This is a genomic window from Streptomyces sp. CoH27 (genome assembly GCF_020181035.1).
In the GTDB taxonomy this organism is placed as follows: Bacteria; Actinomycetota; Actinomycetes; order Streptomycetales; family Streptomycetaceae; genus Streptomyces; species Streptomyces camelliae.
Window position 1 is genome coordinate 21,538 of the sequence record NZ_JAIQYY010000037.1, and the last position, 13,252, is coordinate 34,789.

The following is a 13,252-nucleotide window of genomic DNA, read 5'->3' on the forward strand; positions in this document are numbered from 1 at the left end:
TCCGCATCGAAGGAGTGCTCCATGTCTGACCTGACCCAGTCCGTCTCCGCCAACGGCACGGCGGCGGCCGCCACCCGCTCCGAGTCGATGACCGGCACCGTCGCGGTGGACTTCCCCGAGTTCTTCGCGCCGCCGGCCGAGCCGATGGGCCTGCTGGACGCGTGGCTTGAGGCCGCCGTCGCGAACGGGGTGCGCGAGCCCCGCGCACTGGCCCTGGCCACCGCCGACGCCCAGGGCCGCACGTCGTCGCGCATCGTCAACCTCGGCAAGGTGACGGGCACCGGGATCGTGTTCATCACCCACTCCGACAGCCGCAAGGGCCGCCATCTCGCCGAGAACCCCTGGGCGTCCGGCGTCCTGTACTGGCGGGAGACCAGCCAGCAGATCACGCTCGCCGGCCCGGTCACCCAGCTGTCCGACGCCGAGTCGGAGGACCTGTGGTTCGCGCGTGCCGTCTTCACGCACGCGATGACGACGGTCTCCCGGCAGAGCAAGCCGCTGACCGGCCTCGACCACTTCGACCGGCTGCGCGCCGAGGCCCTGGAGCTGGGCGAGCCCCAGCGCCCGCTGCCGCGCCCCGCGACATTCGTGGGCTACCGGCTCGACATCGCCTCGGTGGAGTTCTGGGCCAACGGCACCGACCGGCTGCACGAGCGGCTGTCCTACGAACGCGTCGGCGGCGGCTGGGAGATCAGCCGGCTCCAGCCCTGAGTCCTGCCGTTCCTGCGAGTTTCCTGGGAGACATCATCACTTTCTCATCCGCCCCCCAGACCGCGCCCGTCACGTCGGTGTTCACCGACGACCACGACCTGCGGGCCCGCAACCGGCGGGCCGTGGAGCAGTACCTGCGCACCGGTGCCGAGGCCCGCCTCAGCCGGTACACCCTCTACACCGAGGACGGCACCGCGTCCCTGTTCTACACCGACATCGGCAGGCCCATCGTCATCGTGGGCCGCGAGATGCTGCGGCGGCATGGCGAGCTGTCCCTTGAGGTGCTGCCCGACTGGCAGTGGTCCGACGTGCACCTCTACGAGACCCAGGACCCGTCCGTCATCTGGGTCGAGTGCGACGGCCAGGGGACGATCCGCTTCCCCGGCTATCCCGAGGGCCGTTACCGCAACCACTTCATCCACGCTTTCACACTGCGGGACGGGCAGATCGCCACCAGCCGGGAGCACACCAACCCGATCGAGCAGATGAAGTCGCTCGGCATCGAGACCCCGTGCATCAACCGGGACTGGATCCCCTCGTCCTGACACCGGTCCCGCGGACAGCCGGCCCGGCCCGGTCAGCCGTACATCGACACGCGGTAGAAGGCCGCAAGCGCGTCGTCGATGGGATGGGGCTGCGGCTTGCCCGAGGAGTCGAGCCTGTTCCACCTCTGCAGGTTCACTGCGACGGCCATCTGCCGCTTGCCGTCGGCATGGGTCATGGCCGGCGCTCCACCACCCATTGGACGAGGCGGTCGAGGACCGCCGACACGACCTCCTGGCGCCCAGCCAGCAGGAAAGGCCGGGTCAGCCAGGCTGGCGCGGACAGCAACACGACTGCCGGAAGAGGCAGCGCAAACACGTCAGGGGATCCGGGTCTCGATATGGGCGAGGTGGGCGGCGAGGATCTCTTCGAATGCGGGGCGGCGGTCTGCTCCGAGGGGGCGGATGTCGCGGGCGAAGTGGGCCAGGGCGGGGAAGCGTTCAGGGTCGGCGCCGAGCACCGCGACGCGGAACTGCTCCATGCCCTGTTCGTACTCCTTGGGGGTGAGGGTGCTGATACCGCCCTCTGAGGCGATCAGCGCGGCGAGGAGGATCACGATGCGGTGGTAGCGCGCCGGGATCTCCTCGTCGGGCAGGCCGGACGCGCGCAGGGCCTGCAGCAGCTCCTCCATGACCGATCGGGATCCGGCGCCGCCGGACCCATAGTGTCCCCACACCGCGGCGAGTTGGGGTTGCTCGCCGAATGCCTCGCGCAGGCGCAGGGCCAGGGCGGTGACACGCTGCTTCCAGTCGCCCTCGGGGCGGTAGCCGTCCATGGCGGCCAGGAGGATCCGGTCGGCGACCGCGCGCAGCAGTTCGGTCTTGTTGCGGAAGTGCCGGTAGAGGCTGGAGGAGTCGGTCCCGAGCGCTGCGGCGAGTTTGCGCACGCTGAACGACTCGGCGTCGCTCGTGCGCAGCAGTTCCGCCGCCTTGTCCAGGATCTCCTCGGTCGACCATCGCCTTCGGCCAGTCATCTCGCCCCTCTCGTCCAGATGCAGCCTAACCTATGCACTTGCTGATGCACGCACTGCGTGCATAATGAGGTCGACGCACTGTCCGGCCACAACGACACACCCGGCATCCGGCCGGGAGGAGAGAAGGGCACATGAGCGGGACCACCGCCGCGACACGGCCGCTGGAGCCCGACTTCTCGGCGATCACGACCGAGGAACTGCGCGCATACCGCGATGCGGAGAACCGCTTCCGGGCCTCCAGCGCGGCGCGGACGATCCTCGGGGAGCCGGACCCCGGCGCTCTGATCGTCTGGCAGGAGATCGCGTTGCCCGGCCGCGCCCTACCGGTGCGGGTCTACCGGCCGGCCCCGACGGGAGACGACGAAGCCGCAGCCCGAACCGACCTGCCGCTCGTGGTCCATGTCCACGGAGGCAGCTTCGTGGGCACGGCGGTGCAGTGCGACTGGACCAACAGCCACCTCGCCGCGCGGCTGCCCGCCCTCGTCGTCTCGGTCGAGCACCGCCTCCTCGCCCCCGGCAGCCCGCTCGCGAACGCCGCCGACGACGGCTGGGACGTGCTCCAGCACGTGGTACGGCACGCCGCGCAGTGGGGGGTCGACCCGGCGCGCGCGGCCGTCTTCGGTGAGAGCTGCGGCGCGCTGATCAGCGCGCTGACGGCCATTCGGGCCAGGGAGGCCGGCCTGGAGCTCAGGGCGCAGGTACTGGTCAACCCCGCAGTCGATGTGACCGAGACGATGTTCGAGTACCCCTCGATCGCCGAGTACGCATACAGCCCGACCCGGGCCCTGCCACAACTGCGGCTCTTCCAGCGGCTCGCCGTCCCGCCGGGAGCCGGCGCCGTCGCCGTCTCGCCGCTGTACGCGGACGAGCTGAGCGGGCTCGCCCCGGCGCTCGTGGTGGTGCCCACCCGGGACGCGGTCGCCGACCACGGCCGCCGCTACGCCGAGCGGCTGCGCGAGGCAGGGACCTCTGTGCGGCTCTCCGAATACCCGGGCGCAAAGCACGCGTTCCTCACCCTGCCCGGCGTGGAACCACAGGCCGAGGCCGCCCAGGCAGAGATCCTCGCGTTCCTCCGCGCGGCCCTGGCAAAGTGACGGAGGAGTAGTGCACCGCACCCTTGGACCCGACGGCCCGGCGGTCTCCCGGCTCGGTCTCGGCTGCATGAGCATGACCGGCACCTACGGCCCCACTGACCCGCGCGAGGCTGCGGCCACTCTGCTGGAGGCCCTCGATTCGGGCATCACCATGTTCGACACCGGCGACTTCTACGGCGACGGAGCAAACGAGGAACTCCTCGGCCGGACCCTCGCACCGCACCGCGACCGCGCCGTGCTGGCCACCAAGACCGGAGTCCGGCGCACCGCCGAGGGCCTGGTGCCCGCCGGCTCACCCAACGATCTGCGGCGGGCCTGCGAAGCGTCGTTGCGCCGGCTGCGCACCGATCACCTCGACCTGTACTACCTCGCCCGTATCGACCCCGCCGTCCCCGTCGAGGAGTCCGTCGGCGCCCTGGCCGACCTGGTCGCCCAGGGCAAGGTGGGCCACATCGGCCTGTCCGAAGTCTCGGCCGCCACCCTCCGCCGCGCCCACGCCATCCATCCGATCAGCGCCGTCCAGACCGAGTACTCGCTGTGGGAACGCCATGTCGAAATCGACATCCTGCCCACGATCCGCAGCCTCGGTGCCACCCTGATCGCCTACAGCCCTCTCGGCCGGGGCCTGCTCACCGGGGCCGTCCGCACCACCACGCGCTACGAACCCGGCGACTTCCGCGCCACCGCTCCCCGCTACAACGGCGACGACCTCAAGGCCAACCTGGCAATCGTCGACGCCATCACCCACCTCGCCGCCGCCAAGAGCGCCACCCCCGCCCAGATCGCCCTCGCCTGGCTCCTCACCCGCGGCAGCGACGTCGTCCCCATCCCCGGCAGCTCCCGGCGCCCCCACCTGCGCGACAACCTGGCCGCCCTCGACCTGCACCTGACCGCCACCGACCTCGGCGACATCGACGCCGCCGTCCCCGACACCGGGGCCCAGGGAGCCCGGTACAGCGACCACGGCATCGCCCTGATCGACCAATGAAGGAAAATCATGGGAGAAGCACCCTGATGACGAACCCACCCCGTGCACGAGGGCCGCTCGCAGCGATGTACGCGGGCCTTGCGCTCACTGTCCTCGCGACGACCGCCCCGTACGTCGACCGCGGCACCACCCATCTGCTGGCCGACCACATCCGGGCCGGCTATTCCAGCTACCCCCAGGCGCGGGTCGACTCGGCCGTCACCACCTACCTGGTTGTGTTGTCCGTCATCGGAGCGCTCGGCGTCCTTGCCTGGCTCACGACGGCCTGGGCTGTCCATGCAGGCAAGCGGTGGGCACGCCCCGCCGCGACCGTGATGTTCGTGCTCGGCACCAGCATCGGACTGGCCGGGCTGCTCACCAAGGACACCTCCGGCGCGACCGGACTACCGCCACAGCTGGGCTGGGCCGGGATGATTCCCTGCCTGGCAGGCGTCGTCGCGATCGCACTGATGTGGGGAAGACCGCGACTGACGTGACGTCGGCTCCGTTCGACCCCGCACGTGAGGAGCCGACGGCAACCATCGCGACCGCACAGACCCGCACCAACACAGGTCACGACCACCGCGCACCATGGAGGAAGACACAGTGCAGCGCATCGGCATCATCGGAGTGGGCGAGATCGGCCGGGCCGTCGTCGAGGGCCTGCGCAACGGGGGCGGTGCGTCGCCAGACGTCTTCCTCTCTCCCCGGGGGGCCCGCACCGCCGCCGAACTGTCCGAGCGCTTCGAGGGCGTCCATGTGTGCGCCGACAACCAGGGGGTGCTGGACCGCTCCGATCTGGTGATCATCGCCGTGCGCCGCCAGGACCACCACGAGGCACTCGCCGGGCTGAAGATGGACGACGACAAGACCGTGATCAGCCTGATGGCCGGCGTCGCCATCGAGGACCTGCGCCGAACTCTCGCCACCGGCGCCCCGATCGTCCGCGCTGTCCCGCTGCCCGCCGTACGCGAGTGCCGCTCCGTCACCGTGACCTGCCCCTCGCACCCGGTGGTGGACTCTCTCTTTGAACAGCTGGGCGGAGCGCTCCCTGTCGCGGACGAGGGCGCCTTCAATGTCTTCTCCGCACTGACCGGGACCCTCACCGCCCACTACGCCTACCTCGCCACGCTCACCTCATGGGCCACCGACCATGACATCGCTCCCGACACCGCCGACCGGTATGTGCGCGGCCTCTTCCAGAACGTCGGCCGCTCCCTGAGCGACGAGACCCGTCCTCTGCACCAACTCGCCGCCGGCCACGAGACACCCAGAGGGAACAACGAGCGCATCCGCACCACCTGGTTCGATCCGGCCAACGCCGCAGCCCTCAAGAAGGCCTTGGACGGTCTCCTCGCCGATCTGAAGTAAGAGCGTCCGGCTGGGACGTGTGTCCGAACCGGGAGCGGCGACTCCACTGCGCGTCTCGTGCAAGCGGTCCTTTGTGCGAGCAAGATCAAGACATGGCCGCCGGACCCCGTCCGACCCAAGGGACCGGCGTCCCGGTGCGGGTGCTGTGGCCGGAGGGCGCCGGCCGCTGACCGGCTCGACCCCCGGGAACAGGTCCACGGCATGGTCAAGACGCTGACCAAGGGGTGTCAATCGGCGTCGCAAGGGCGCCGATCACAGTCTCGCCGCGCTCAAGAGCATCCGGGCGGCCCGCCCGGACGGCGCCCCATCTACGTCATCCTCGACAACCCCTCCGCTCTCAAGGGCAGCAAGATCCGCTGGTGGGCGGCAGGAACAAGGTCGAGCTCTGCTTCACACCGACCAACGCGTCCTGGGCCAACCCGATCGAGGCGCACTTCGGGCCGCTGCGGCAGTTCACCCTCGCCAACTCCAACCACCCCAACCACACCGTCCAGACCCGCGCGCTGCACCTCTACCTGCACTGGCGCGACCAGAACGCCCGCCACCCCGACGTCCTGGCCGCCCAGCGCCGGGAACGCGCCCGCATCCGCAGCGAGAAAGGCATCCGCTGGGGCGGCCGCCCTCTGAACTCCGCGGCCTGACCGCCCGCCCCGTGATCGTCTGCGATCCAGCACGAGCGGCCTCACCCCGGGAACGAGCCCTGTCAGGGCGTTTCGGGCTTGCGGGCCAGGAGGCAGGCGTGCGGTCTGTTCACGCGTCCGCCGGGCTCCTGTTCCAGTCTCGCGGTGACGACGAGTCCGGCCTGCTCCAGCAGGTCGACCATGCGGTCCAGGGGCAGAAGGTACGACTCGTAGGACACCGGACGGCCATAGCCCTGGGTCGGCTGCAGCCGTTCATCGCCGACGTAGTCTCCCCAGAGCAGGTAGCCGCCGGGCGCGAGCGTGCGGTGGAACTCGGCGAACACAACCGGTAGCCACTGCGGGGGCGTGTGATGGGTGGAGTACCAGGCCAGGATGCCGCTGAGCTCGTCGTCCCTCATCTCCAGCGCGGTCATCGAGCCCTCGGTGAACCGCAGGTTCGGATAGGCGCGCCGGGCCAGCCCGATCATCTTCGGCGACAGATCGACGCCGAAGACGGACACCCCCAGCCCGGCCAGGTGCGCCGTCACGCGTCCGGGGCCGCACCCCAGGTCCGCGACCGGCCCCAGGCCGGCCGTGCGCACGAGTTCGGCAAACCCCGCCAGCATCCCGCGTGACAGCGGGTCCATCTCGGCTGGAGGCGGGACGCGTTCGACGTAGTCGGCGGCGACCGTGTCGTACGACTCGCGGACGGCGGTCAGAAAGGAGAGCTCAGCCATGCAGGCGACCCTAGACCAGGCCACTGACAGACCATGGCACGACCTTCAGCTGACCTGCGCGACATCCACCGCTGCCGACATCCAGCCGTCACACCACCTGTGATCGTTTGCGGTCAGAGCACTACCGACGGCCGTCAGACCGCGGACAAGGGGGTCCTGGGCACGCTGCTCCCTCGTCCGCCGGACCGAGGGAGAACAACGCGATGACGGCACACCGACCAGCGGCCGGCCTCCGGCACGCCCGCGCCGACCACGAGCCCGACCAGCACTGGGCAAGCCGCGGTGCGTTCCTGCGGCAGCCCCTTCGGAGGGCCCTTGGCCGTGACCGGCTCAAGGGTCTGACCGGCGAGGACAAGAAGGTGCTGCGTCTGGTCGGCGATCTGCTCGGCAAGCTCGCCTCGCGTGATCTGAGGGCACGGTGCGCGGCCGGGCTGGAACACGACACCGAGCGGTGGGCGCGACGTAAGCGGGTCCTGGCCGAGGAGTCCTCGTCGCGCTGGGCAGGCAACCGACGCTGACAGCCAGGTGGGCGGTGGAACGGGGCGGCGAGAATCGACTGCCCTGTTCCCATCCCGTTGCACCGCTCTCACACCGCGGGGCAGGAGAGTGTGACCGCGGGTCGGTCAAGCACGGGGGTATGGTGTCGGCGGCTCCGGCCGTCACGGTTGTCCTGGCGTGGACCGGCAGTCGTTCCACAGGGCGGCGAGGCGGGCCGGGATCTGGGTGATGGCGGCGCAGCCCCGAGGGCCGGCGGGGAAACTGTCGCTGGCCACGTAGCGCCAACCAGTGCCGGGGCGATCGACGAAGTACTTCATCGCGGCTCCGTCGTCCTGCAGGGCGACCTGCTCCGCCTCCGTGCTGCCGAGAGTGAGGTGGAATCGGGTTCCGGCGTAGAAGGTCCCGTCACAACTGCCATAGTAGAACGTGCCCTTGACCGGGACGATGTGGGTGAGGGGCGGTTGAGCCTGTCTGCGGTAGGCCGCCGTGACGCTCGCCTTGACGGTGGGCGATGCCGGCAACGACCGGCAGCCGCCGGTCATGGCCGAGGAGCCGCCGGTCATGGCCGAGGAGCCGGTGGTCTTGGCCGAGGAGCCGACGGCAGTGTGCCCGGCCGACGTACCCACCGCGGCGGACGCCACGGCCGACGAAGAAGGCGTTTGCGCTGCGTTCGGAGTGTTGCTGTGCGCAGTGCTGCTGTTCTGCGTGCAGCCAGTCAGCAGCGCCACCGCGGCAGCGGTCATCCCCAGAGCGGCACCGCGGTACAGGGAACGGTTCCGGCGTGTCATGTCGAACCAGCCTCTCTCGATACGTTCAGACAGGCCCGAGATGGCGTCATTCGGATGCGTTCTCCCGGTCTTGGGCATCAAGACGCTGCGCCATGCACCGTGGTTTCGCCGCGCCCGCATCGGCTCCTGACGTCCCACGTCCGTAGCAGGCCTCTCCCAGCAAGTGCCCAACTCCGACGCGCCCCAGCGTCGGAGCGGTCCGGACGGGGGCTTCGTCGTTCTCGGAGTTCAGACGGTCCGCTCGATGCGCTCGAAGATGTCCGAGTCCGTCTCCTGCTGCCACGCCGGAAGGTCGGCCCAGTCGGCGACGTATCCGGGCTTCGGGTCCTTGAAGTGCTTGAACATCTGGGCGGTCCAGCAGATCGCGACGAAGCGGCCCTTCTGCTCGCGGGTGAGCCGTGTGGCGTGCCCTTCGCTGATCTTGATGAAGTCGCGCACCTGTCCGTACACGGCGGCGGCGGCCTCGCGCTCCCACTCGGGCGTCTCGTCCCACGGCGTGACGTAGCTGGGCTTCGGCTCACCGGGGTAGTGCTTGGACACACCGGCGATCCACGCCTCGCGGAAGATCCGACCGTCACTCATGCACGTGTTCCTCTCGTCATGCGGTGCGCGAAAGCGCCGCGATTCGGTGATCCAGATCCGAGACTCGGCCATCGGACATGAGCGGAGCAAGACGCCCTCGAAGCCCGTCCAGCTTCTTACCGATGAATCCCGAGTTCGACCGGCCGGCCAGGCTGATCGCGATCTCCGCGTAGTGCACGACCTGGTCGACGTCGCGCCGGTGGACCCCGAGGATGGCAAGGTCGCTCAGTACGGCGGCGCGGCGGCGCAGCGACAGAGGTTGGGCGAGGGCTGTGGTGAGGGCGTCTTCCGCGAGGTCGGGGCGGCCGAGCTGGAGGTAGCAGGCTCCTCGTTCCTCGGGGAGGCGGGAGCCGTCGAAACGAAGCCAGCCGCCGTTGTTGGAGTGGCCGTCGAGGGAGCTCGCCTTCTCGGCTTCGTCGAGGGCCCGGGTGCAGGCGTCGATGTCACCGATGGCCGCGTACGCCTGGGCCTGGACGGCGGCGACCCAGTGGCGGGTGGACAGTGTGCTGTCGCCCCACCGGGCGATCTGGGAGGCTGCCGCCAGCAGGGGCTGGGCAGCGGGCGCGCGGCACGCGTACAGCTCGACGTAGGCGTGGCGGGTCATGGCGCAGGCCCAGAGGTCGTAGTCGCCACCGGCATGAGCAGCGTTGGCGGCCAGCGTGTAGTACTGGGCGGCGTCGATGTACCGGTTGACGTCGAAGAAGAGTTCGCCGGCGAGCTGGTAGAGGTCGGCCGTCATCGTGCACAGCCGGGCCCGGTCCGCTGCGGTGCGCGCTTCGGCCAGGCCTTTCGTCAGGACGTCGAGCTGCTTGCAGACCGCCGGGAAGACGGTCTGCTTGGAGTCCGAGAGGGTGAAGACCTGCCACAGGCTGCGGTGCAGCTCTTCCCCCGTCTCCAGGAGCGTCGCCGCCGTGTGTCCTCGGGGGGCCTCGTCAGAACCGGGCAGGGTGACCAGCGCGCCCGTGACGGCGAGGAGGCCCAGGACATCGCGGCGCTTCATGTCGTCATCTTCACCGTGGAGGAGGGGTGGGGTGTCAGGGGGCACGGCCGTTTCGACTGGTGATTCTTCGACGAGGAGCCCTTCCAGCTCGAAGAGGGTGACGCCTAAAAGGCTGGCGATCTTGGGCCGTTGGTGCGGCCGTGGTGTGGCATGGCCGCCCTCCCAGCGGATCACGGTGGACGCGGCCACCGTGAGCGCTTCGGCGAATTCCTCCTGAGAGTAGCCCTGTGCCACCCGCCGTTCGGCAAAGCGCCTACGCCTTGGCGCCATTGGTCCCCCTCACGAAGAGCGCCTTCCTCACTCGCGACACCCGATGCCCGGAAAACGCCTGGGCACTGCGCGGGATCCGCTCTGGGAGACGGTAACGGATCGTTGTTCACTGGTCACACGCTGCTCGGATCGAAGGACCCTTCGGGCGACTCCCCGAGGCAGCGGGCCGCGCCGTGTCCCGTCCAAGCTGCGGCCGGCTATTGCCCCACCAGAGAGGAGCGACCGCGTGACAACCTCCGCGCTGCCCCGCAGAAACCCTGGCGCCAGCGGCCGTACGTACACACTCCTGGAGCCCCAACCGGGTGCGCCGAGCCGGGCTCTGCGGGTACGGGCGGCCAGCGGCTGGGAGAAGTTCATGCGCCGCAGCGAGACCTGGCAGGAGGCGAAGACGTGAACCCGGTCGGCCCCGACGGCTACGAGCAGCACCCTCTCCTGAACATGAACGTCCGCGACGTCGCCTCGCGCGGGGAGGGCGTACTCGTCGCTGTCACGCACGAGCTCCACAGCCACGGTACGGTCCGGGTCGCGCACATCCGGCCCGAGAACGGCGTCGAGTGGACGACTGCGGCCGACAACATCCAGGCCGCTCACCTCTGAGGCGGTGCCCCCAGATCGCCGTCCGCACCCTGCCGGCGCGGGCGGTGTCCCACACACTCCCTTTTCAACACAAGGAGTCTCATGACCACCTCCGGCGTACTCCCCACCCTCACCCGGCCTTGGGGGGCGAGCCGACTCGCGCCCTACCCGACCATCATCCGCCGGCCCCACGCCACAGTCGCCGTCGACCCCACCACGCAGCTCGGAGTGTTCCGTGACCGCGCCGGCCAGGTGGTCGAGATGGGCAAGCACGGCACCAGCTCCGGCACCGAGACCTCCACGACGACGAACTCGGACTCCCGGAACGACCAGGGTCACGACCAGGACAGCAATCAGGACTGATGTCCACGACCGAGAAGAGGCCGGTACTGGTGGCCACCGAGGCGGACGACATCACCGCCGACATGGTGATCACCGAGCTCAACCGGCGCGATGTGCCGGTGGTCCGGTTCAACCCCGCCGACATCGGCGAGGACCTCACGGTCTCGGCTCGGTTCGGCACCTGCCCGGCCCCTGTGACCGGGCAGGTGCGCACCCCGTCGAGAACCGCCGACCTGACCCGCGTCCGATCGGTGTACTGGCGCCGCCCGGAGTGGCCGTCGTTCCCTCATCTGTCTCCGGACGACTCCCGGTTCGCGGCGGCGCAGGTCCGTTACGGGCTTGGGGGCACGCTCTACGCCTTGGACGGCCCGCTCTGGGTCAACCATCCGTTGCGCATCGCCGCGGCCGACTACAAACCCGCTCAGCTTGTCCTCGCCCAGCAGCTGGGCTTCACTGTCCCGCCCACCCTCGTCACCAACGACCCGGCCGAGGCACGCGAGTTCATCCACACTCAGGGAGATGCGATCTTCAAGACGCTGCGATGGACCCGGTACATGCGTGAGGGCGTGCCGATGACCGGTTGGGCTGATCCGGTCACCGCAGACGAGGTCGACAACAGTGTTCGTGTCACCCCGCACCTGTTTCAGGCCCGCGTGGACAAGGTCGCTGACCTCCGCGTCCTGATCGTGGGCAGGCACACGTTCGCCGTACGCATCGACTCCGAACTGCTGGACTGGCGCAAGGACTACAGTGCGTTGGCCTACACCGTCGAGCACCTCCCCGACCGGGTGGACAAAGCCCTGCACGCCTACTTGGACCTTCTGGAGCTGGTATCAGGAAGCTTCGACCTCGCGGTGGACCGGGCGGGGGACTACTGGTGGCTGGAGTTGAATCCCAACGGGCAGTGGGGGTGGCTGGAGACGGAGACCGGCCTCCCGATGTCCGCGGCCTTCGCCGACCTACTCATGCGAGGAGACAGCCGATGACCGACTCGGCATCCGAGCGGCGCCGCATGGCCGCGCTGCTCACGAGCAAGGGCGTTCTGAAGTCCCGCTGGCTGCGCGGTGCCGTTGAGACCGTGCCGCGCGAGCAGTTCCTCCATCCCGGGGTCTTCCTCGATGAGGGGCGGACCTGGCGGCCCGTCACCGCTCTCGGCGCCGACCCGGACGAGTGGCTGAAGATCGCCTACAGCGTCGAAACCCTCACCACCCAGCTCGACGGCCACCTCACCGCCGACCAGACCGGCGAACCCGTCGAGGGCGTGCCCACGTCGTCCTCGACCGACCCGACGACTGTCGTCACCATGATCGAGACTCTGGGTCTCACGGCGGGACTTCGCGTCCTGGAGATCGGCACAGGCACCGGCTATTCCACGGCCCTGATGTGCCACTACCTCGGTGCGGACAACGTCACCACCGTCGAAGTCGACCCGCAGGTGGCGGGACGCGCCGATGCCGCCCTGGAAACCGTCGGCTACTCGACGTGGACGGTGACGGGCGACGGGCTTCTCGGCCATCCGCACCGGGCGCCGTACGACAGAGTCATCGTCACCTGCGCGGTCCGCCGCATCCCGTACACATGGGTCCGGCAGACGAGGCCCGGTGGCATCGTCCTCAGCACGGTCGGCTCCTGGCCGTGGGGAACCGGCCTCGCGAAGGTCACTGTCGGCGATGACGGTACCGCCGAGGGCGCGATCATCGGACGCTCCTCCTTCATGCAGGCGCGGGCCCAGGCGGTGACACCCCTGGCCGGCGACCTCTCCGCGCGCACTGCCTACGCGGACAGTGACCGGCCCGCGCTGGTGTCTCCTCTCGTCTTGGAGGAGTGGATGCCCGCCTTCCTCGCACAGCTCGCCGCACCGGGAGCGCAATTCGTTCGCGCCACCCGCAGCGACGGCGCACCGTTGCGGTACCTCTTCGACACTGAGCGGGAGTCGTTCGCCGAGTTCATCGCCGACGGCGAGAGCTGGACCGTCCGCCAGGGCGGCCCCGTGGCCCTCTGGGACGACATCGAGCGCGCCCTCGTCGCCTGGCAGGACAACGGCAGTCCAGGTATCGAGGCTGTGCGGCTCCGCGTCACCGACAGATCGCACCTGTACTGGATCGACAGCAGCCCGTTGCTGCGCTGGGAGCATCGGCTCGCCTGAACCGCTACCCTCCGAGGAAGCCGCCCCCCCCCAG

At 69.6% G+C, this 13,252-nt stretch carries 17 protein-coding genes and 3 pseudogenes; 13 read left to right on the forward strand and 7 right to left on the reverse strand.

Features of this window, described 5'->3' with window-relative positions; genetic code table 11:
• Window positions 1–21: 21 nt before the first annotated feature.
• Complete coding sequence (phzG, locus tag LE548_RS39380; protein ID WP_225101854.1) at window positions 22–711, forward strand: phenazine biosynthesis FMN-dependent oxidase PhzG; 690 nt, start codon at window positions 22–24, stop codon at window positions 709–711.
• Window positions 712–788: 77 nt separating this feature from the next.
• Entirely contained in the window at window positions 789–1,256 is a 468-nt protein-coding gene (locus LE548_RS39385) for a PhzA/PhzB family protein (protein WP_225101855.1), read from the forward strand.
• A 32-nt stretch (window positions 1,257–1,288) separates the two neighbouring features.
• On the opposite strand, the pseudogene LE548_RS39390 reads toward LE548_RS39385, so the two are convergent.
• Both LE548_RS39390 and LE548_RS39395 read right to left on the reverse strand, forming a co-directional pair.
• Window positions 1,289–1,498, reverse strand: a pseudogene (locus LE548_RS39390) (hypothetical protein); the annotation flags it as partial.
• A 75-nt stretch (window positions 1,499–1,573) separates the two neighbouring features.
• Window positions 1,574–2,227, reverse strand: coding sequence for a TetR/AcrR family transcriptional regulator (locus LE548_RS39395; protein WP_225101856.1), 654 nt, complete (start codon window positions 2,225–2,227; stop codon window positions 1,574–1,576).
• Between the two features lie 131 nt (window positions 2,228–2,358).
• On the opposite strand from LE548_RS39395, the gene LE548_RS39400 reads away from it, so the two are divergent.
• The 5 genes and pseudogenes from LE548_RS39400 to LE548_RS39420 all read left to right on the forward strand — a co-directional run.
• Window positions 2,359–3,321: an alpha/beta hydrolase gene (locus tag LE548_RS39400; RefSeq protein ID WP_225101857.1), complete on the forward strand. Its 963-nt coding sequence runs from the start codon at window positions 2,359–2,361 to the stop codon at window positions 3,319–3,321.
• Window positions 3,322–3,331: 10 nt separating this feature from the next.
• Complete coding sequence (locus LE548_RS39405; protein ID WP_225101858.1) at window positions 3,332–4,309, forward strand: aldo/keto reductase; 978 nt, start codon at window positions 3,332–3,334, stop codon at window positions 4,307–4,309.
• 26 nt (window positions 4,310–4,335) lie between these two features.
• Window positions 4,336–4,785, forward strand: a complete 450-nt coding sequence (locus tag LE548_RS39410) for a hypothetical protein (protein ID WP_225101859.1) — start codon at window positions 4,336–4,338, stop codon at window positions 4,783–4,785.
• 94 nt (window positions 4,786–4,879) lie between these two features.
• Window positions 4,880–5,659, forward strand: coding sequence for an NAD(P)-binding domain-containing protein (locus LE548_RS39415; protein ID WP_225101860.1), 780 nt, complete (start codon window positions 4,880–4,882; stop codon window positions 5,657–5,659).
• A gap of 223 nt (window positions 5,660–5,882) precedes the next feature.
• A pseudogene (locus LE548_RS39420) lies at window positions 5,883–6,300 on the forward strand (transposase); the annotation flags it as partial.
• A 62-nt stretch (window positions 6,301–6,362) separates the two neighbouring features.
• Here LE548_RS39420 and LE548_RS39425 read toward each other — a convergent pair.
• Window positions 6,363–7,016 (reverse strand): class I SAM-dependent methyltransferase, encoded by a 654-nt coding sequence (locus LE548_RS39425; protein WP_225101861.1) that lies wholly within the window; start codon window positions 7,014–7,016, stop codon window positions 6,363–6,365.
• A gap of 203 nt (window positions 7,017–7,219) precedes the next feature.
• Between LE548_RS39425 and LE548_RS39430 the strand changes: the two genes are divergently transcribed.
• The gene (locus LE548_RS39430) at window positions 7,220–7,534 is read left to right on the forward strand and encodes a hypothetical protein (protein WP_374116233.1); all 315 of its coding nucleotides are present in this window, start codon (window positions 7,220–7,222) and stop codon (window positions 7,532–7,534) included.
• A 141-nt stretch (window positions 7,535–7,675) separates the two neighbouring features.
• On the opposite strand, the gene LE548_RS39435 is transcribed toward LE548_RS39430, so the two are convergent.
• The 4 genes and pseudogenes from LE548_RS39435 to LE548_RS39450 all read right to left on the reverse strand — a co-directional run.
• The gene (locus tag LE548_RS39435; RefSeq protein ID WP_225101862.1) at window positions 7,676–8,380 is read right to left on the reverse strand and encodes a hypothetical protein; all 705 of its coding nucleotides are present in this window, start codon (window positions 8,378–8,380) and stop codon (window positions 7,676–7,678) included.
• 150 nt (window positions 8,381–8,530) lie between these two features.
• A complete protein-coding gene (locus tag LE548_RS39440) occupies window positions 8,531–8,884 on the reverse strand; it encodes a hypothetical protein (protein WP_225101863.1) in 354 nt (117 codons plus the stop codon).
• A gap of 16 nt (window positions 8,885–8,900) precedes the next feature.
• A complete protein-coding gene (locus LE548_RS39445) occupies window positions 8,901–9,884 on the reverse strand; it encodes a transcriptional regulator (RefSeq protein ID WP_225101885.1) in 984 nt (327 codons plus the stop codon).
• Window positions 9,885–9,980: 96 nt separating this feature from the next.
• Window positions 9,981–10,154: pseudogene (locus tag LE548_RS39450) on the reverse strand (multiprotein-bridging factor 1 family protein); the annotation flags it as partial.
• Between the two features lie 226 nt (window positions 10,155–10,380).
• On the opposite strand from LE548_RS39450, the gene LE548_RS39455 reads away from it, so the two are divergent.
• From LE548_RS39455 to tgmC, 5 genes are all read left to right on the forward strand, one after another.
• Entirely contained in the window at window positions 10,381–10,548 is a 168-nt protein-coding gene (locus LE548_RS39455) for a hypothetical protein (protein WP_225101864.1), read from the forward strand.
• Window positions 10,545–10,751, forward strand: coding sequence for a hypothetical protein (locus LE548_RS39460; RefSeq protein WP_225101865.1), 207 nt, complete (start codon window positions 10,545–10,547; stop codon window positions 10,749–10,751). Before LE548_RS39455 ends, LE548_RS39460 begins: the two co-directional genes overlap by 4 nt.
• An 81-nt stretch (window positions 10,752–10,832) precedes the next feature.
• The gene (gene tgmA, locus LE548_RS39465) at window positions 10,833–11,093 is read left to right on the forward strand and encodes a putative ATP-grasp-modified RiPP (protein WP_225101866.1); all 261 of its coding nucleotides are present in this window, start codon (window positions 10,833–10,835) and stop codon (window positions 11,091–11,093) included.
• On the forward strand, window positions 11,093–12,058 hold the full coding sequence (tgmB, locus tag LE548_RS39470; protein WP_225101867.1) for an ATP-grasp ribosomal peptide maturase: 966 nt from the start codon (window positions 11,093–11,095) through the stop codon (window positions 12,056–12,058). Before tgmA ends, tgmB begins: the two co-directional genes overlap by 1 nt.
• Entirely contained in the window at window positions 12,055–13,218 is a 1,164-nt protein-coding gene (gene tgmC / locus LE548_RS39475; RefSeq protein WP_225101868.1) for an ATP-grasp peptide maturase system methyltransferase, read from the forward strand. The genes tgmB and tgmC overlap by 4 nt, the downstream gene beginning before the upstream one ends.
• Window positions 13,219–13,252 lie beyond the last annotated feature (34 nt).